Source organism: Pseudomonas multiresinivorans (assembly GCF_012971725.1).
In the GTDB taxonomy this organism is placed as follows: domain Bacteria; phylum Pseudomonadota; class Gammaproteobacteria; order Pseudomonadales; family Pseudomonadaceae; genus Pseudomonas; species Pseudomonas multiresinivorans.
Genome location: NZ_CP048833.1, coordinates 4,260,145 through 4,278,555 on the forward strand (window position 1 = coordinate 4,260,145; position 18,411 = coordinate 4,278,555).

Annotated in this window: 18 protein-coding genes and 4 tRNA genes; 7 read left to right on the forward strand and 15 right to left on the reverse strand. The window is 65.1% G+C overall.

The genetic code is table 11. The features are described 5' to 3' along the window. Positions 1-147: 147 nt before the first annotated feature. Genes G4G71_RS19265 through copI form a run of 3 tightly spaced genes read right to left on the reverse strand, consistent with a single transcriptional unit; the run spans position 148 to position 3,096 of the window. The gene (locus G4G71_RS19265) at positions 148-855 is read right to left on the reverse strand and encodes a copper resistance protein B (RefSeq protein ID WP_169939574.1); all 708 of its coding nucleotides are present in this window, start codon (positions 853-855) and stop codon (positions 148-150) included. Between the two features lie 9 nt (positions 856-864). Next, the gene (locus tag G4G71_RS19270) at positions 865-2,544 is read right to left on the reverse strand and encodes a copper resistance system multicopper oxidase (RefSeq protein WP_169939575.1); all 1,680 of its coding nucleotides are present in this window, start codon (positions 2,542-2,544) and stop codon (positions 865-867) included. 15 nt (positions 2,545-2,559) lie between these two features. Continuing rightward, the gene (copI, locus tag G4G71_RS19275) at positions 2,560-3,096 is read right to left on the reverse strand and encodes a copper-resistant cuproprotein CopI (protein ID WP_169939576.1); all 537 of its coding nucleotides are present in this window, start codon (positions 3,094-3,096) and stop codon (positions 2,560-2,562) included. A gap of 177 nt (positions 3,097-3,273) precedes the next feature. Here copI and G4G71_RS19280 point away from each other — a divergent pair, with 177 nt between their 5' ends. Beyond that, complete coding sequence (locus G4G71_RS19280) at positions 3,274-3,954, forward strand: heavy metal response regulator transcription factor (protein ID WP_169939577.1); 681 nt, start codon at positions 3,274-3,276, stop codon at positions 3,952-3,954. Next, on the forward strand, positions 3,951-5,270 hold the full coding sequence (locus G4G71_RS19285) for a heavy metal sensor histidine kinase (protein WP_169939578.1): 1,320 nt from the start codon (positions 3,951-3,953) through the stop codon (positions 5,268-5,270). The genes G4G71_RS19280 and G4G71_RS19285 overlap by 4 nt, the downstream gene beginning before the upstream one ends. 179 nt (positions 5,271-5,449) lie before the next feature. On the opposite strand, the gene G4G71_RS19290 is transcribed toward G4G71_RS19285, so the two are convergent. From G4G71_RS19290 to G4G71_RS19305, 4 genes are all read right to left on the reverse strand, one after another. Beyond that, positions 5,450-6,229 (reverse strand): ABC transporter permease, encoded by a 780-nt coding sequence (locus tag G4G71_RS19290; protein ID WP_169939579.1) that lies wholly within the window; start codon positions 6,227-6,229, stop codon positions 5,450-5,452. After that, positions 6,226-7,158, reverse strand: a complete 933-nt coding sequence (locus tag G4G71_RS19295) for an ABC transporter ATP-binding protein (RefSeq protein WP_169939580.1) — start codon at positions 7,156-7,158, stop codon at positions 6,226-6,228. The genes G4G71_RS19290 and G4G71_RS19295 overlap by 4 nt, the downstream gene beginning before the upstream one ends. Before the next feature lie 107 nt (positions 7,159-7,265). Beyond that, complete coding sequence (locus G4G71_RS19300; protein ID WP_169939581.1) at positions 7,266-7,883, reverse strand: glutathione S-transferase family protein; 618 nt, start codon at positions 7,881-7,883, stop codon at positions 7,266-7,268. Between the two features lie 116 nt (positions 7,884-7,999). Next, a complete protein-coding gene (locus G4G71_RS19305) occupies positions 8,000-8,689 on the reverse strand; it encodes a transglutaminase-like domain-containing protein (protein WP_169939582.1) in 690 nt (229 codons plus the stop codon). A gap of 240 nt (positions 8,690-8,929) precedes the next feature. On the opposite strand from G4G71_RS19305, the gene G4G71_RS19310 reads away from it, so the two are divergent. The 3 genes from G4G71_RS19310 (at position 8,930) to G4G71_RS19320 (ending at position 12,443) form a co-directional block, all read left to right on the forward strand. Beyond that, positions 8,930-11,422, forward strand: a complete 2,493-nt coding sequence (locus tag G4G71_RS19310; RefSeq protein WP_169939583.1) for an acyl-CoA dehydrogenase — start codon at positions 8,930-8,932, stop codon at positions 11,420-11,422. 119 nt (positions 11,423-11,541) lie between these two features. After that, positions 11,542-11,958 (forward strand): PA2816 family glutamine-rich protein, encoded by a 417-nt coding sequence (locus tag G4G71_RS19315; RefSeq protein WP_169939584.1) that lies wholly within the window; start codon positions 11,542-11,544, stop codon positions 11,956-11,958. A 74-nt stretch (positions 11,959-12,032) separates the two neighbouring features. Further along, entirely contained in the window at positions 12,033-12,443 is a 411-nt protein-coding gene (locus G4G71_RS19320) for a PA2817 family protein (RefSeq protein ID WP_024763871.1), read from the forward strand. Positions 12,444-12,604: 161 nt separating this feature from the next. Here the strand turns inward: G4G71_RS19320 and G4G71_RS19325 are convergent, their stop codons facing one another. From G4G71_RS19325 to G4G71_RS19350, 6 genes are all read right to left on the reverse strand, one after another. Then, positions 12,605-13,645 carry a TerC/Alx family metal homeostasis membrane protein gene (locus tag G4G71_RS19325; RefSeq protein WP_169939585.1) on the reverse strand — a complete coding sequence of 347 codons (1,041 nt, stop codon included), beginning with the start codon at positions 13,643-13,645 and terminating at the stop codon, positions 12,605-12,607. Between the two features lie 55 nt (positions 13,646-13,700). Beyond that, positions 13,701-14,396: an HAD-IB family phosphatase gene (locus tag G4G71_RS19330; RefSeq protein WP_420826023.1), complete on the reverse strand. Its 696-nt coding sequence runs from the start codon at positions 14,394-14,396 to the stop codon at positions 13,701-13,703. Positions 14,397-14,751: 355 nt separating this feature from the next. Next, a tRNA-Gly gene (locus tag G4G71_RS19335) sits at positions 14,752-14,827 on the reverse strand. Positions 14,828-14,901: 74 nt separating this feature from the next. Further along, positions 14,902-14,977: transfer RNA gene (locus G4G71_RS19340), tRNA-Gly, on the reverse strand. An 85-nt stretch (positions 14,978-15,062) separates the two neighbouring features. Then, positions 15,063-15,138 (reverse strand) — tRNA-Gly (locus tag G4G71_RS19345). A 2-nt stretch (positions 15,139-15,140) separates the two neighbouring features. Further along, a tRNA-Glu gene (locus G4G71_RS19350) sits at positions 15,141-15,216 on the reverse strand. Positions 15,217-15,431: 215 nt separating this feature from the next. On the opposite strand from G4G71_RS19350, the gene G4G71_RS19355 reads away from it, so the two are divergent. Together G4G71_RS19355 and G4G71_RS19360 are read left to right on the forward strand one after the other, a co-directional pair. Further along, complete coding sequence (locus tag G4G71_RS19355) at positions 15,432-16,202, forward strand: hypothetical protein (RefSeq protein ID WP_169939587.1); 771 nt, start codon at positions 15,432-15,434, stop codon at positions 16,200-16,202. Positions 16,203-16,250: 48 nt separating this feature from the next. After that, the gene (locus G4G71_RS19360) at positions 16,251-16,913 is read left to right on the forward strand and encodes a glutathione S-transferase family protein (protein ID WP_169939588.1); all 663 of its coding nucleotides are present in this window, start codon (positions 16,251-16,253) and stop codon (positions 16,911-16,913) included. Positions 16,914-16,970: 57 nt separating this feature from the next. Here the strand turns inward: G4G71_RS19360 and G4G71_RS19365 are convergent, their stop codons facing one another. Both G4G71_RS19365 and G4G71_RS19370 read right to left on the reverse strand, forming a co-directional pair. Continuing rightward, positions 16,971-17,453 (reverse strand): GAF domain-containing protein, encoded by a 483-nt coding sequence (locus G4G71_RS19365; RefSeq protein ID WP_169939589.1) that lies wholly within the window; start codon positions 17,451-17,453, stop codon positions 16,971-16,973. Beyond that, the gene (locus G4G71_RS19370; protein ID WP_169939590.1) at positions 17,450-18,346 is read right to left on the reverse strand and encodes an ATP-binding protein; all 897 of its coding nucleotides are present in this window, start codon (positions 18,344-18,346) and stop codon (positions 17,450-17,452) included. The genes G4G71_RS19365 and G4G71_RS19370 overlap by 4 nt, the downstream gene beginning before the upstream one ends. Between the last annotated feature and the right edge of the window lie 65 nt (positions 18,347-18,411).

An 18,411-nucleotide genomic window follows, 5' to 3' on the forward strand; every position in this document is an offset into this window, starting at 1 on the left:
CCGCCCCTTTCAGCAGCCGGCGGACGAGCTGGGGACGCGCGCCCCTGTAGGAGCGAGCTTGCTCGCGAACCGTCATGGCGACAACGCCGCCGGGAAATCCGTTCGCGAGCAAGAAATGGGCGTCCCCCTCGGTCCTACAAAGAGCAGTCAGAACCACATCCGCACGCCCGCCACCCAGTAGCCCTCTTCGTCGTCCTCTCCTTCCGCCCGAGCAATGTCGCCACTGCGGCCGTAGGTCTTGTTCCAGACGTAGCCGAAGTAAGGCGCGAACTCCCGGCGCACTTCGTAGCGCAGGCGCAAGCCCACCTCAAGCTCGCTGCCGCCCGCGCCAACGCCGGTGTCACGGTCATCGGCCAAGGCCAGGTTGTACTCCAGCGCGGGCTCAAGAATCAGCCGCTGAGTCAGCAGCAGCTCGTACTCGGTTTCCAGGCGCAACGACGGGTCGCCACGCTCGCTGAGGAACAGGTTGGCGTCCACCTCGAACCACTGCGGCGCCAGCCCCTGGAGGCCGAGAACGGCATAGGTGCGCGACGGCCCCGGTTGATCGTCATGGCGCACGCCCACCTGCCAGTCCCAGAAGTCCGCTACCAGGCGCTGGTAAAGCAGCTGCACTTCGTTGTCGGTGGTCGGGCCGCCGGCGTCGCGCTCGCCCTCCAGCTTCAGGCGCAGCTTCTGGTAGTCGGTGCCGTACCAGCCCTGGGCTTCCCAGCCCAGCGCCTGGTCGTTGCCGTGAAAGCGGCTTTCCAGGCGCTGGATCAGCAGCGAGCCCATGGGCATGTCGTCCATCTCGGCGCTTTCTGCGGGCAAGGCCAGACCCAGGGTCGCCGCGCAGGCCACCGTTGCAATGCGTTTCATGGCGGTTCCTCAGAGGCTGGCGCTGGCGGGGGCCGGCTCGACTATGACCTTGCGCATCATGCCGGCGGCCATGTGGTAGATCAGGTGGCAGTGAAAGGCCCATTCGCCCAGCGCGTCGGCAGGCACGTCGACATCCAGGGTGCTGCCGGGCGCCACGCTGACCACGTGCTTGAGCGGGTTGAAGCGGCCGTTGCCCTTGTCCAGCTGCATCCACATGCCGTGCAGGTGCATGGGGTGGGTCATCATGGTGTCGTTGACGAAGCGGATGCGCACGCGCTCGCCGTAGGTCAGGCGGATCGGCTCGGCCTCGGAGTACTTCTTGCCGTCGATGGACCAGAAGTAGCGCTCCATGTTGCCGGTCAGGCGAAACTCGATGGTGCGATCCGGCGCACGGTAGTCGGCGTAGGGACGCATGGCTTTCAGGTCCGCGTAGACCAGCAGGCGGTTGCCCGGTTCGGCCGGTTGCGGCGTCAGGCCGCTGCCGGGGGCGTAGTCGGACTTCGGCGCGGCGGCGCCCATGGTCGAATGATCCATCCCAGCCATCTGCGAATGATCCATGCCGGCCATCTTGGAGTGATCCATGCCGGCCATGTCCGAACCTTCCGGCTGAGCCATCGCCATGCTGCTGTGGTCCATGCCCTCGTGGTTCATGCCCATATCGGCCATGGTCAGCAGCGGCCGCTCGCGCAGCGCCGGCACCTCGGCCTGCAACCCGGCGCGCGGCGTCAGGGTGGCACGGGCGTATCCGCTGCGGTCCATGGCTTCGGCGAAGAAGGTGTAGGCGCGGTCTTCCTGCGGCTGGACTATCACGTCGTAGGTCTCGGCCACGGCGATGCGCAGCTCATCCACCGTCACCGGCTGAACGTCATTGCCATCGGCTTGCACCACGGTCATCTTCAGGCCGGGGATGCGCAGGTCGAAGTAGCTCATGCCCGAGCCGTTGATGATGCGCAGGCGCACGCGTTCACCGGGCTTGAACAGGCCGGTCCAGTTCTGCGTGGCGTCCTGGCCGTTGACCAGGAAGCGGAAGCCGGCGATGTCGGCGATGTCCGTCGGCGTCATGCGCATGCCGCCCCAGTCCAGGCGGTCGCGCAGGGTCGCCATAAAACCATTGGCGCTGGAGTCGGCGATGAAGTCCCCCAGGGTGCGCTGGTTGTGGTTGTAGTAGTCGCTCTGCTTCTTCAGGTTGGCGAACACGGTTTCCGGCTTCGTGTCGTGCCAGTCCGCCAGCAACAGGGTGTACTCGCGGTCGTAGCGGTACGGTTCGCGCGCCTTCGGTTCGATCACCAGCGGGCCATAGAGGCCCTCGATTTCCTGGAAGTCGCTGTGGGCGTGGTACCAGTAGGTGCCGGACTGCTTCACGGTGAAACGGTAGGTGAAGGTCTCGCCGGGCCTGATGCCGGGGAAGCTGATGCCCGGCACGCCATCCTGGGTGTAGGGCAGGATCAGCCCGTGCCAGTGCAGCGAGGTGTCGCGGTTGAGGGTGTTGGTGACGCGCAATTCGACGTCCTCGCCCTCCTTGAAACGCAACTCCGGCGCGGGCGTCCGGCCGTTCACCGTGAGCGCCTTGCGCGCGCCATCGGACAGCTTCAACTCGCCCTCGCCAATCGTCAGGTCGTACACGCCCGCCTGCACCGCCCACGGTGCCAGCAGCAGCGCCCCCAGAGCCCAATCCCTTGCGCGAATCATCTTGGCGCTCCCGGTTCAGGGCTTGACGGTCAGTTTGCCGACCATGCCGGCCTGGTAGTGCCCCGGAATATTGCAGGCGAACTCCAGGCTGGCGGCCTTGCTGAAGGTCCAGGTCAGCTCGGCGGTCTTGCCCGGCTCCACCAGCACGCTGTTGGGATCGTCGTGCTTCATCATCTGGCCGTGGCCCATTTTCGAATGATCCATCTGGCTCATGTCGTGCTGCATGCCGGTGGGCGTGAGCATCCCGGCGTCCATCATCTGCTGCATTTCCTTCTGGTGGCCGGCGTGCATCGCGGCGCTGCCCAGGTTGAATTCGTGCAGCAGGCTGCCCGTATTGTGGATGACGAAGCGCACGGTCTCGCCCGGCTTCACGTCGATGTTCTCCGGTTCGAAGAACATCTCGCCCAGCTTGATCTCCACGGTACGGGTGGCCTGGGCGGCCTTGGCCGGCTTGCCGAAGTCGTAGGCGTGCCCGGCGTCGGCCAGGGCAGGCAGGCTGATGGCGGCGGCGAGGCCGAGGACGGAGGCACGGAACAGGTTGAGCGGGGACATGGCGTTTCCTCGATGGATTCGATTGCTTGCGGCCATGGTCGCCATCCGCGCCTGAGACTTGCCTGTCGGGAAGATTACAAATGTGTCAGCTTGGCGCTGATCGGCGGCTGTCGCGGTATAAAGCGGCCAGCCACACTGACTGAAATCGGCGCGCGCGCCAGGACGGAAGCCCCGACCATGAAACTCCTGATCGTCGAAGATGAACCCCGCATCGGCCAGTACCTGCAGCAGGGCCTGAGCGAGGCCGGCTTCGCCGTCGACCTGACCGCCGACGGCGACGAAGGCCTGCAACTGGCCCTGGCCGCAGAGCACGACCTGCTGATCCTCGACGTGATGCTGCCCGGCCGCGACGGCTGGCAGATCCTCCAGGCGGTGCGCCAGGCCGGCAGCACCGTGCCGGTGCTGTTCCTCACCGCCCGCGACGCCGTGGAAGACCGCGTGCGCGGCCTGGAACTGGGGGCCGACGATTACCTGGTGAAACCCTTCGCCTTCGTCGAACTGCTCGCCCGCGTCCGCACCCTGCTGCGCCGCGGCGGCCAGCAGATCCAGGAAACCACCCTGCAACTGGCCGACCTCGAACTCGATCTGCTGCGCCGCCGCGTACAGCGCGCCGGCAAGCGCATCGACCTGACCGCCAAGGAGTTCGCCCTGCTGGAGTTGCTGCTGCGCCGCAGCGGCGAGGTGCTGCCCAAGTCGCTGATCGCCTCCCAGGTGTGGGACATGAACTTCGACAGCGACACCAACGTCATCGAAGTCGCCATCCGCCGCCTGCGCGCCAAGGTCGACGATGACTTCCCGCAACGCCTGATCCACACCGTGCGCGGCATGGGTTACGTACTGGAAGAGCGCGAGGCATGAGCGCCCGCCTCTCCCTCGGCCTGCGTCTGAGCCTGCTGTTCGCCGCCTGCACTGCCGCCGTGTCGCTGCTGGCAGGCATCGTTTTCAGCCGCGCCAGCGAGGCGCACTTCATCGAGCTGGACCAGCAGTTGCTGAGCGGCAAGCTGGCGATCTTCCGCGATGTATTGAAGGGCGTCGGCAACGCCGACGAACTGGCGCCACACTTCGCCGAGCTGCGCCGCGAACTGGAGCGCCACCCCGACCTCGGCCTGCGCCTGCAAGGCCCTGACGGGCAACGCTGGTTCTGGCAACTGCCGACTATGAACATGGCCAGCGGCGAGCCGCCTGCCTACCGCGAACTGCAAGCCCCATTGAAAACCGGCCGAACCGATGGCCCGCAGCTCACCCTGATCCTCGACATCACCCACCACCAGCATTTCCTGCAACGCATGCAGCGCCTGATCTGGATGACCATGGGCTTCTCCGCCCTGGCCACCGCGCTGCTTGGCGCCTGGGCCGCCCGCGCCAGCCTGCGCCCCTTGCGGCGCATGAGCGAAGTGGCGGCGCAGGTCAGCGCGCACTCGCTGACGACCCGCCTCGACGCCGGGCAGATGCCCCAGGAGCTGCGCGGCCTGGCCGGCGAACTGAACGCGATGCTGGCGCGTCTGGAAGAAGCCTTCCAGCGCCTGTCGGCCTTCTCCGCCGACATCGCCCACGAGCTGCGCACGCCCCTGACCGGGCTGCTGACCCAGACCCAGGTGGTGCTCTCGCGCTCGCGCGGCCTGGAGGATTACCGCGAGGCGCTGCACGGCAACCTGGAAGAGCTGGAACGGCTCACCGCGATGGTCAATGACATGCTGTTCCTGGCCAAGGCCGACCACGGCCTGCTCGCACCGAACCGCCAGGCTCTGGCCCTGGCCGGCGAGGTGGACGAACTGCTGGAGTTCTACGGGCCGCTGGCCGAGGAAAAGTCCATTCGCCTGGAGCGCGACGGCGAGCTGTCGGTACAGGGCGACCGCGCCCTGCTGCGCCGCGTGTTGGCCAACCTGCTGGACAATGCGCTGCGCTTCACCCCGCAAGGCGGCGACATCCATGTCCTACTGGAGCCGGGACGGCTGGCGGTGGAAAACCCCGGCCGGGAAATCCCCGTCGAGCGCCTGCCGCGACTCTTCGATCGCTTCTACCGCGCCGACCCGGCCCGCCGCGAAGGCCAGGGCGAACATGCCGGGTTGGGCTTGGCGATCTGCCGCTCCATCGTCCGGGCCCATGGTGGGGAGATTCGCTGCGAGTCGGCTGGTGGGTGGACGCGGTTCGTTATCGAGTTTCCGAACCTGTAGGAGCGAGGGGGACGCCCAGTCCTTGCTCGCGAACAGATTGACCGATAACTCCGGCGTTGAGCGGTTCGCGAGCAAGCTCGCTCCTACAAGATCAAGATCCCCAGCGGCCATGCACCCAATACCCCGAAAAAGGAAAAGGCCCCAACCGGGGCCTTTTCTCAATCATCGCAACGAGCCGCTCACTGCCGCATCCCGCGCCCACTCACCAGCAGACGCACGCAGAACACGTACAGCACCACCGTCGCCACCAGCATGAAGATCACCGCGGTGCCGATGCGGATGTCCGACACCCCGAGAATGCCATAGCGGAAGGCGTTGACCATGTGCAGGATCGGGTTGGCCAGCGACACGGTCTGCCAGAACGGCGGCAGCAGCGTGATCGAGTAGAACACCCCGCCCAGGTAGGTCAGCGGCGTCAGCACGAAGGTCGGGATGATCGAGATATCGTCGAAGTTGCGCGCGAACACAGCGTTGACGAAGCCGCCCATGGAGAAGATGGCTGCCGTCAGCACCACTACCAGCACGGTGATGCCGATGTGATGGATCTGCAGGTCAGTGAAGAACAGCGACAGGATCGTCACGATCACGCCCACCGCCAGCCCGCGCAGCACACCACCGCAGACGAAGCCGAGGAGGATGGTGTGCGGCGACACCGGCGACACCAGCAGCTCCTCGATGTTGCGCTGGAACTTGCTGCCGAAGAAGCTCGACACCACGTTGCCGTAGGAGTTGGTGATCACCGACATCATGATCAGGCCGGGCACGATGTACTGCATGTAGGTGAAGCCGCCCATGTCGCCAATCTGCCGGCCGATCAGGTTGCCGAAGATGACGAAGTACAGAACCATGGTGATCGCCGGCGGCAGCAGGGTCTGCGGCCAGATGCGCAGGAAGCGGCGGACTTCGCGGTAGACGATGGTGTTGAGGGCGACCCAGTTGGCGCGCAATTCGTGGCTCATACCGCCACCTTCGACAGATTCTTCTCCACCAGCGACACGAACAGCTCCTCCAGCCGGTTGCTCTTGTTGCGCAGGCTCAGGATCTGCACGCCCTGGGCATTGAGCTGGACGAACAGACCGTTGATCCCCAGGGATTTGTCCACCTGCACTTCCAGGGTGTGGTCATCCACCAGCCGCGCCGGATAGCCGTCGAGCCTGGGCGTCTCGCTGAGCGTGCCCTGCAGGTCGAGGTAGAAAGTCTCGACGTGCAGCTTGCTCAGCAGCTTGCGCATGCTGGTGTTCTCCACGATGGTGCCGTGGTCGATGATCGCGATGTTACGGCACAGCTGCTCGGCCTCTTCCAGGTAGTGCGTGGTGAGGATGATGCTGATGCCTTCTCCGTTGAGCTCGGTGAGGAAGTTCCACATCGAGCGGCGCAGTTCGATGTCCACGCCGGCGGTGGGTTCGTCGAGGATCAGCAGGCGCGGCTCGTGGACCAGCGCGCGGGCGATCATCAGGCGGCGCTTCATGCCGCCGGACAGTTCGCGGGAGGCGGAATTGCGCTTGTCCCACAGGCCCAGCTGGGTCAGGTACTTCTCGGCCCGGCCCTTGGCGACGCTCATCGGGATGCCGTAGTAGCCGGCCTGGGTGACGACGATGTCGAACACCTTCTCGAATTGGTTGAAGTTGAATTCCTGGGGCACCACGCCCAGGCAGCGCTTGAGGCCGTACGGGTCCTTGTCCAGGTCATGGCCGAACACGTTGACCGTGCCGCTGGTCTTGTTCACCAGGGTGGAAAGGATGCCGATGGTGGTGGATTTGCCGGCGCCATTGGGGCCCAGCAGGGCGAAGAAATCGCCTTCGGCGACGTCCAGATCGATGCCCTTGAGGGCCTGGAAGCCGTTGCCGTAAGTCTTCGTCAGTTGACGGATGGACAGCGCGGAACTCATGGGGATTCCCGTTGCAAGTCTTTGGAAGGTCGCAGGTCTTTGCAAAAAGGCCTGCTTGATACTGGTCCGCCGCACCGATTGCAACCTTCTCGGCGCGCAGGCGGGCCTCAGGTCAGGTCGGTCATCACTGCGTCACGGTAGGCCGGGCGCGCCTTCAGGCGTTCGTACCAGGCCTTGAGATGCGGCTGCGCCGGGCGCTCGATGGGCATTTCGAACCAAGCATAGATGAAGCTGCCCAGCGGAATGTCACCGATGCCCAATTGTTCGCCGGACAGATACGGCTGCTTGGCCAGCGTAGCCTCGGGGATTTCCAGCAGGCGCACGCAGGTATCGATGGCGGCCTGGATGGCGGCGGCGTCGCGCTGCTCCGGCGGGGTGCGCAGGGTACCCCAGAAGACGGTGCGGAACGGGCCGGCGAACGACGAAGTCGTCCAGTCCATCCATTTCTCGGCACTGGCGCGAGCTTGCAGGTCCTGCGGATACAGGTCCGGTGCGTAGCGTGCGGCGAGGTAGCGGACGATGGTGTTGGACTCCCAGAGAATGAAACCATCGTCATCCAGAGTCGGCACCACGCCATTGGGGTTCAGCGCGCGGTAAGGCGCATCGTTGACCACGCCGAACGCTCCGCCGGCGTCGATCCGCTCATAGGCAAGGCCCGCCTCCTCCGCACACCAGAGTGCCTTGCGCACGTTGGAGGAGTTCTTCCGGCCCCAGATCTTGAGCATGCTGCGCCTCTCTTGTTGTCGTCATCGGATGAAGGCACGGCCTGAAGGCGCGGCTTCGGATGACGGCACCCTACCGGCAACGGCGCCAGGAAAAAAGTCGCACGTACTGATGGTGACTATCGATTGTTTTCATGCGGGCGATTGTGTTCATGCCTGGCCGCTTCGCTGCGCATGTCGCCGTCAAGCGGGGCGTCCTCGCCGGTGAACAGGTGCGGGTAGCACTGCTTGAGGTAGCCGAAGAAGAACTCCTCGGGCACATCGGGGAACTGGCCGTGGTCGCGCAGGTACTCCATGTGCCGCTCGCCGTCGCGGTTGAACGGGTGGAAGACGCTGTCGGTGCGCCCGTCGAACTCCAGCGGCAGCACGCCGAAGGCTTCGCACAGGCCGATGTCGAAGGCCGGCGTGGCCTTCACCCAGCGGCCTTCGAGGAACATTTCGGTGTAGCCGTGCATGGCGAATACCTCGCTGCGCAGCAACTCCAGCAGGCGCGGCGTGGCCAGGTGGTTCTTCACATCGGCCAGGCCAATGCGCGCGGGGATCCCGCAGTGCCGGGCGCAAGCGGCCAGCAGCGTGGCTTTTGGCACGCAGTAGGACTGCCCGCTTTCCAGGGCGTGACTGCCCTTGAGGGTCTGCGGGTCGCGGCTGAACACGTAGGGGTTGTAGCGAATCCCGTCGCGCACCGCGTAATAGAGCGCCACCGCCTGCTCCAGCGGCGTACCGCCGTCGCCCCGATGATTTAGAGCGAACTCGATTACCCCGGGGTGGTCACTATCAACGAAGCGGCTGGGCTTGAGGTACTGCTGCATGGCTCTGTCTCCGGGCTGGTCGTCCTTGATGGCGCCACCAGTCTAACCAGCCGGATCGGCTACCCGACAAGGCGATCCGGCCAAGCTCTCCGGCCATGCGGCCATCGGTCCCGTTCGGCCAGCTAAGCTTCCGGTGCATTGTGAAAGGTGTTCACGCCCGCCGCTTTGCGCGCGCATTGTTCGTCACCAAGCCCACCACGGCGCGCTGCCGCCGGGGCGGACTGTCATGGAGGAATCCGCATGCTGTTGCTCTGGTTACTCGTCCTGATTCTCGGCGTCGCCTGGCTTGCGCACCGCCGCGCCGCGCCGCCCAAGGCCCTCGGCATCGTCGCCGTGTACCTCGTGCTGATGAGCCTGTTCAGCCATGCCCACGGCTGGATGGTGTTGTTCTGGCTGATCTGGGCCGTGGTCGCGGTGACGATTCTCGCCACCGACCTGCGCCGCAGCCTGTTTACCTCGCGGCTGTTCGCCTGGTTCAAGAAGACCCTGCCGCCGATGTCCGAGACCGAACGCGAGGCCATCGAGGCTGGGACGGTCTGGTGGGACGGCCAGCTGTTCAGCGGCCGCCCGGACTGGCATACCCTGCTCGCCTACCCCCGCGCGCAGCTGACCGAGGAGGAGCAGGCCTTCGTCGACGGCCCCACCGAACAGCTCTGCGCGATGATCAACGACTACCAGGTCGGCAAGGACATGGACCTGCCGCCCGAGGCCTGGGCCTTCATCAAGGACCAGGGCTTCTTCGGTCTGATCATTCCCAGGGAATACGGCGGCAAGGGCTTCTCCGCCTTCGCCCACTCCCAGGTGGTGATGAAGCTTGCCACCCGCAGCGGCGACCTCGCCTCCACCGTGATGGTGCCCAACTCCCTCGGCCCGGCCGAGCTGCTGCTGCACTACGGCACCGACGCCCAGCGCCAGCGCTACCTGCCGCGCCTGGCCACTGGTGCAGAAATCCCTTGCTTCGCCCTCACCAGCCCGCAGGCCGGCTCCGATGCCGGCGGCATGACTGACGTCGGCGTGGTCTGCAAGGGCCAGTGGGAAGGCCAGGAAGTCCTCGGCCTGCGCCTGACCTGGGAAAAGCGCTACATCACCCTCGGTCCGGTGGCCACCCTCCTCGGCCTGGCCTTCAAGTGCCATGACCCGGACCACCTGCTGGGCGAGGAAGAAGACCTCGGCATCACCCTGGCGCTGATCCCCACCGACACCGATGGCGTGCAGATCGGCCGCCGCCACGTGCCGCTGGGCGCCGCCTTCATGAACGGCCCCAACTCCGGCAAGGATGTATTCGTGCCGCTGGACTACATCATCGGCGGCCAGGAAATGATCGGCAAAGGCTGGATGATGCTGATGAACTGCCTGTCCGTGGGCCGCTCGATCTCCCTGCCGGCGGTGGGCACCAGCGCCGCCAAGGCCGGCAGCTACGTCAGCGGTCGCTATGCGCAGGTGCGCGAGCAGTTCAACGTGCCGCTGTCGGCCTTCGAGGGCATCCAGGAAGCGCTTGCCCGCATCGGCGGCAACGCCTGGCTGATGGACAGCGCGCGCATCCTAACCGCCAACGCCGTGGACCTGGGCGAGAAGCCCTCGGTGCTCTCGGCCATCCTCAAGTACCACCTGACCGAACGCGGCCGCGAGTGCATCGCCCACGCCATGGATATCCATGGCGGCAAGGGCATCATTATGGGCCCGAACAACTACCTGGGCCGCTCCTGGCAGGCCGCGCCGATCTTCATCACCGTCGAGGGCGCCAACATCCTCTCGCGCAACCTGATGATCTTCGGCCAGGGCGCCATCCGCTGCCATCCGTACGTCCTGAAGGAAATGGAACTGGCCCGCCGCGAAGACCAGGACCAGGCCGAGCGCGAGTTCGACGAACTGCTGCTCGACCACATCGGCTTCGCCGTCAGCAACGCCGCCAGCAGCCTGCTGCTGGGCCTGGGCTTCGGCAGCTTCGACCAGGTGCCGGGCGACCGCGTCAGCCGCCCGTACTACCGCGCGCTGAACCGCCTCGCCGCCTCCTTCGCCCTGCTTGCCGACTTCAGCATGATGATGCTCGGCGGCGAGCTGAAGCGCCGCGAGCGCCTGTCGGCGCGCCTGGGCGATGCGCTGAGCCACCTGTACCTGGGTTCCGCCGCGCTCAAGCGCTACCACGACCTGGACAACCCGGATTACCTCCACCCGCTGCTGCGCTGGGCCATGGAGGAAAACCTGGAGAAGGCCGAAGCGGCGCTGGCCGACCTGATCGACAACTTCCCCAACCGTGCCTTCGCCTGCCTGCTGCGCGTGCTCGTGCTGCCGTTGGGCCGCCGCCACCGTGGCCCTGGCGATGCGCTGGACGCCGAGATCGCCGATATCCTCGGCCGCCCGCTGAGCGACCCGGCGCTGCAGGCGATTCTTGCCGGCGCCTACCTGCCCAGCGGGGAGGACGATCCGGTCGCCAAGCTCACCATCGCCTACGACCAGCTCGCCGCCGCCGCACCGCTACAGAAGAAACTGCACAAGGCCCTCAAGGAGCACGGCGTCGATCCCAAGCCAGGTCAATCTCCCATCGACGCCGCCCGCGAAGCCGGCGTGCTGGAGGCGACCGAGGCCGAAACCCTGCATGCCGCCGAGCGCGCCCGCCGCGCGGTGATCGATGTGGACGACTTCTCCAAGGAGGAACTGGCCGGGAAGACATCCGCCAGCGAGAAGTCGAACAAGGAGAAACCGGCGGGCAAACCGACCACCACCACAGACTGATCCACAGGCTTCACGCTTAGGGCGCCTTCGGGCGCCCTTTTTCTTGTCCGACGCAAAGCAATGCCGAGCGCGATGATCAGGTGCACACTGGGGGCAACCCCGTCATGGAGATACCTCCCATGCGCCGATTCCTCCTTCCGCTGCTGGCGATCTTCCTCGTCGGCGCCGCCCAGGCCGATCCCTGGCTCTATCCCAGCCGCCCGCGCCCGGCCCCCACGCCCAACCCGGTCATCGACCCCATCCAGCAACAGCAGGACAGCCTGCGCCGCCAGTCCGAGCTACGGCAGAACGAACTGGACCGCCAGCGTCTGAACTACGAGGACCAGCGCCTGCAGATGCAGCAGGAGAACCTCAAGCGCCAGCAGGACAGCCAGCGCCGCTGGGACGAACAGCGCCGGCAGAGCGACCAGATGATCCAGCGGCAGAAGAGCGAGCTGCAGCAGGACCAACTGCAACAGCAGCAGCGCATCCTCGACCAGCAGCGCCAGCAGATCGACAACCAGCGCCGGCAGATCCAGATGCGCCCGATCCGCTGATCATCCCCGGCGGCAGCACGGGCGAAACCCGATATACTCCGCAGCCGTTTAAATACAGCTCCAGAGGAACTCCCATGGCCAGCGCCTATCTCGACCACCACATTGCCCTGCTCAACCACCTGCGCATGATCCTAGGCGCGCTGGGCGAAGCCGAGCAGGTTCCCGAGGACAACCACGGCCTGTTCCTGGAACGCTTCGACGAACTGATGCTGGAGTTGCCACGCGACCCCGAAGGCGCCCAATACCTGGGCCAGGACCTGATCAGCCAGGTCTTCCATCGCTACCCGCAGATCGCCCACCTGGTCCCGCGCGACCTGCTGTGGTTCTTCGGCGGCGACTGCCTGCACTTCATGCCCGACGAAGAACTGCAGATGTACCAGCAGCTCGACGAGCGCCGCTTCGAAGCAGAAGAAAACGGCGAACCCTTCGACTGGAACCGCGAGAAGCAGGTGCTCGCCCTGCCGGACGACTCACCCAAGCACTGATCCCCGCCTGGCGCGGTGCCTACTGGGAGCCGCACTGATCGGCTTGATCATCCACCTGCTGGCCACCCGCCGCCTGTTCGTCCCCCGCGAGGAGCCGGCGGCAGCCTGATCCAGCAGAACGAGAAAAGCCCGCATTCGCGGGCTTTTCTCGTTCTGCTGGATCAGCGTTCGGAAGCTTCCCCCTCGACCTCCTCCTTCTGCGGGAACAGCAGGCTCGCCACAATCCCCACCGCCAGGACCGCCAGCACGACCACCAGACTGGTGTTGGCATCGATGCTGTAGCCGTGATGGAACAGGTGATCCGTGGCATTCAGGCCCAGCTTGGCGGCAATGAAGAACAGCAGCACCACCACCGACTTCTCCAGATGCACCAGGTAGCGCTTGAGTGCTTCGAGCACGAAATAGAGCGTGCGCAGGCCGAGGATGGCGAACAGCATTGCCGAGTAGACGATCAACGGCTCGCGGCTCACTGCGATCACGGCCGGGACCGAATCGAAGGCGAACAGCACATCCGACACCTCGACCACCACCAGGCAGAGGAACAGTGGCGTGGCAAACAGCGCGCCCTTGGCGGCCAGGCTGACGCCCTTGTGCTCCGGCTTGCACACTTCCACTTCGAGCTGCTTGCGCGCCACGAAGAAACGCCCGCCCAGCAGCTTCGGCCAGACCGGGAACAGCTTGCTGGCGAAGCGATAGGCCAGATGCCGGGAATAGTCCTCCTCGCCGTCATCGTCGCCGCCACCCCTGAGCATCATCACGCCGGTCCAGGCGACGATCGCGGCAAAGACGATCTCCACCCACGGGCCGAAGGCCAGCAGCCCCGTGCCGATGGCCACGAAGATGGCGCGGAACACGATGGCGCCGATGATGCCCCAGTACAGAACGCGGTGGCGCAGGCCATCCGGCACCTTGAACCAGGCGAAGATGGCGATGAAGACGAACAGGTTGTCGACGCTCAGCACCTTTTCCAGCGCATAGCCGGTGAGGAACAGGCTGGCCACCTGGGAACCGTGCTGGACATAGAGGAACCCGGCGAAGCTCAGGGAAATGGCGACCCAGAAGACCGACCAGCCCGCCGCACCCGCCAGTGAAATGGGCTTGTTGTCGCGGTGGGTCGCCATGTCCAGCAAAAGTGCCGCCAGGGCGAGCCCGAGAAAGACCGCTACGGTCAGCGGGGGGAAACCAATATGTGTCTGTTCCACGATTGCGACTCTCGAAAATGGAATGTCAGCCGGATCGATCCGGCCACCGTTCGGATCAGGCGACCGGGCGGGCTGCGCCGATGTTTCGCCGCCAGCGAGGATGGAAGGCCCGCCAATGCGGGTCCTGTGCGGCACGCAGCAGCGCATGGTCGCCCTGGGTATCGCCCCACGCGCGCAGCCGATAAGCCGTCAGGGGGCCGTACTTGGCCTGCAGGCGCAGCACCTTGTTCTCGGCGCGGCAATTGCCGCCGGCGATGCGGCCGGTGATTCGGCCATCGATCACCTCCAGTTCGGTGCCGATCAGCCCCACGCCCAGGCGCTCGGCGAAAGGTCGCAGCACCAGCGCAGGCGACGCCGAGCAAAGAGTCACTTCGGCCCCGGACGCCAGTTCTGCGGCCACGCCGCACAAACCTTCCGGACGCAGCAGGTAGCCCCAGATGAACCGGCAGTAGGCTTGCGCCCGGACCGCAAGCCATTGCGCGTCGATACCTCCGAGAAAAACCGCGAGGAGGCGCGCCTTGAGCTCATCGCGGCTGATCCGGCGCGAGAGGAAAGCCAGGCTCGGCAGCAGCATGGCGGGCAGGCGTCGGGCGAATCCGAACGTGCCGAAGGCGAACCAGAGGAACGGCAGAAAGCTGTCATGGCGGGTCAAGGTGCCGTCGAAATCGAATACCGACAGGACACCGCCTCCGCCCGCGCTCGATTGACGCCCATGGCGGCCAGAATCGGGGCGATCCACTGACTCCCACATCCGCATGACCACCTCACCTGAGCGACCCACAATCTCCATCCCCGCCGCCGACAGGCGGCACGAACGGGCCTCGCTCCATCGCACAACGATCGAGCGCTGGCATTCTCGGGTACCTGTCTGAGGCGACAAACGAGAATCCCCTCAGGGCTGCGTCGGAATTTTCCTCAATGCAGCCGCCAGAGCGGATTTGCCGGTAGATAGCGAGGAAGCCCCAAGCCCACGGCGGAGCAATGAATGCAGAAGGGAGGCCAAGGATGGCAGCCGGAATTGGGCCCCGAGAGAGATGGCGCGTGGCAGCGGGAAGATTTTCGCCGCGCAAACGAAAACGCCGCCCGGATGGGCGGCGTTTCGATTCTGGAGCGGGAAACGAGACTCGAACTCGCGACCCCGACCTTGGCAAGGTCGTGCTCTACCAACTGAGCTATTCCCGCATCAACTTGCTGTAACCTTCAGCTTGCGTCGAAGGTTAACGAAAACGCCGCCCAGATGGGCGGCGTTTCGATTCTGGAGCGGGAAACGAGACTCGAACTCGCGACCCCGACCTTGGCAAGGTCGTGCTCTACCAACTGAGCTATTCCCGCATCAACTTGTTGCAACCTTCAGCTTTCGCCGAAGGGTAACGCCATTTCATCTTTCGGTCACTGCCAGAGGCAATGATCGAGAATCTGGAGCGGGAAACGAGACTCGAACTCGCGACCCCGACCTTGGCAAGGTCGTGCTCTACCAACTGAGCTATTCCCGCAATGGCGTCCCCTAGGGGACTCGAACCCCTGTTACCGCCGTGAAAGGGCGGTGTCCTAGGCCACTAGACGAAGGGGACGCGGCCCGGAACTTAACATCTTTCCGACTTCGTCGCTCCGGCTTATTCAGCGTTTCGCGTCGAAGTGGCGCGCATTCTAGGGAGGCTTTGAAGGGTCGTCAACCCTTCAGAGAAATTATTTTTAAATCAAAGACTTCTGGGTAAAAACCGAGCTGCCGCTATCAGCAGTATCACTAAGACATTACACTCGCGGAAAACATCCGGAGCACTCCACGGTGTCGCCAATCGTCATTACGGTCCTGGTTCTCGTCGGTATCGCCCTGCTGGTCGCCATCGGCTACATCAACCATCTGGTGGAAAACCGCAAGCTGGAGCAGGCGCGCCTGAAGGCCGATCTGGCCGACCGCTGCCGGCGCTGCGCCGATGTTTCCGAATCCCTGCCCGGCCAGTTCATGTCGCCGGCACTGAAGCTGCTGCTCAGCGGCTTCGAACTGAGCCTCAGCGAACGCCTGCTGGCCGTCGACAAGCAGAACGCTGCGCTCAGGCAGCGAATAGAAGAGCTGCGCGGCCTGGTGGCCAAGGGCGAGTCCATTCCGGTCAAGAATGCGCCACAACCGATCCTCACCGAGGCAAAGGCCAAGGACGTGCGCTTCCTCTTCGAAGCGCTGCATGCCCAACTGACCCGCTGCGCCCAGGACAACATGCTGCCTCGGGTGGAAGCGCAGAAATGGGTCAAGGAAATCCGCCACCTGCTCACCCTCCTTCATATAGAGTTCTTCGGCAATCTCGGCCAGCAGGCGCTCCAGCAGGGGCAGCCCCGGCAGGCACGCCTGGCCTTCGAGCGCGGCGCACAGTACCTGCAGAAGCAACCGGAAATCGGCCGCTACCAGGCGCAGCTCAAGCAGATGAAAGCCCAACTGGCCCACGCCAACGCCCTGGTACTGGAAACCTCCCAGCCCGCCGTGGATGAGCAGAGCGAACTGGGCGACGGCCTCAAGGCACTGGACGAAGACGATATCTGGAAGAAGAAGAACCTTTACGACTGATCCGTCGTCGAACCAACACCCCGGCCACCTTCGCCCCAGGAGCCTTGCATGAGCCTCGTCGTCTTCGGCGCCCCGCTGTCCCCCTTCGTTCGCAAAGTCCGCCTGTTCGCGGCCGAGAAAGGATTCGACTACCAACTGGAGAACGTCAACCCGTTCAACCAGCCGGACTGGTACCGCGAACTCAACCCGCTGCGCCGCGTGCCGGCGATCCGCGACGGCGACTTCACCCTCGCCGACTCCAGCGTCATCTGCCACTACCTGGAAGACCGCGACCCGCAGCGTGACCCGCTGTGCGGCACAGGCGCCGAGTCCCGCGCGCGGATCAACTGGCTGGAGAAGTACGCTGACTACGAGCTGGCGCCGCTGACCACTTTCACTGTGTTCCGCAACCGCCTGCTCAAGCCGCTGATGGGCAAGGTCTGCGATGAAGTGGCGGTGAAAGGCGCCATGCAGGAGAAACTTCCCGAACACTTCGACTACCTGGAGAAGTGCCTGGGCCAGCAGCAATGGTTCGTCGACGACCGCTTCAGCCTCGCCGACATCGCCATCGCCTGCCAGTTGGTCAACCTGCGCCACGGCGAAGAAGAACTGGATGCCCAGCGCTGGCCGAAGCTGGCCGCGCATTTCGAGCGCACCCTGGCCCGCCCCGCCCTCGCCGAAATCGTCCAGGGCGAGCTGCAGATCATCGCCAAGATCATGGCCAAGCGCTGATCGTCCCGCATGAACGAAAAAGCCCCGCCTAGGCGGGGCTTTTTTCATGGGCGCGGATCAGCAGTCGGAGAGGCGCAGGAAAATCTCCACCAGGCGCTCGATACCTGCCTGGTCTTCCTCACTGAATCGGCCAACCTTCGGGCTGTCCAGATCCAGCACGCCAATCAGGCGGCCCTCCTTCACCAGCGGCACGACCAGCTCGCTGTTGGAAGCGCTGTCACAGGCGATGTGGCCGGGGAATGCGTGCACATCTTCGACTCGCTGGGTTTCCCGGGTACGCGCCGCGGCGCCACACACGCCCTTGCTGAAGGGAATACGCACGCAGGCGACCTTGCCCTGGAACGGGCCGAGCACCAGTTCCTCGTTGCGGTTCAGGTAGAAGCCGGCCCAGTTCAGGTCCGGCAGCTCGTTGAACAGGAACGCGGAAAACTGCGAGGCGTTGGCGATGAAATCGCGCTCGTCGGCGAACAGCGACTCCGCCTGGGCGGCGAGCAGCGCGTAGCCGCCAAGGCCGGCGCCGGCCTGTTGCAGATCGATCATGGGGTCTCTCCTTCCAGCAATTGTCTGCCCACCCAGTAGCGGGCGAATTGATAGGCACAGCGGCCATTACGGTTGCCGCGCCCGAGCGCCCAGCGGATGGCTTCCTTCTCCAGCGCCTCGTCCCAGGTCCAGGCAGCGAGCCCGGACTTCTGCGCGAGCACCTCGACCCAGTGGCGCACCACGCTGAGGAAGTGCTCCTGGGTGAAGGGATAGAAGGACAGCCACAGGCCGAAACGGTCGGACAGGGCGATCTTGTCTTCGACGGCCTCATTGGGGTGCAACTCGCCGTCGACCATCTTCCAGTTCTCGTTGTCGCTCTGCTTCTCCGAGACCAGATGGCGACGGTTGGACGTGGCGTAGAGCAGCACATTGTCCGGCGCCTGCTCCAGCGAGCCGTCGAGCACGCTCTTGAGGACGCGGAAATCGCCTTCGCCGGCGTCGAACGACAGGTCGTCGCAGAACAGCACGAAACGCTGCGGCAGCCCCTGGATCTGCTCGACCACGCGCGGCAGGTCGGCCAGGTGGTCGCGTTCGATCTCGATCAGGCGCAGCCCTTCGCCGGCCAGCTCCGCCAGCAGTGCGCGGACCAGCGAGGACTTGCCGGTGCCTCGGGCGCCCCACAGCAGTGCATGGTTGGCCGGTTGGCCGGCGACGAACTGCCGGGTATTGCGCGCCAGTTGCTCGCGCTGCCGGTCGACGCCCAGCAGGTCGTCCAGGCGCAGGTCGAGGCTGACCTTCAACGGCTGCAGATAACCGCTGCGGCCGTCACGGTGCCAGCGCGCCGCCAGGCTCTGCTGCCAGTCCACGGTTTCGCGGGCGGCGGGCAGCAAAGGTTCCAGGCGCACCATCAGCGCTTCGGCGCGGGCAAGAAAATCGTTCAGGCGGGAATCCACGCGGGTCTCCATATTCTTCGACGCGGCTCTTCGGGTTAAGAACCGGGAATTTCTTCGCCTTCGGG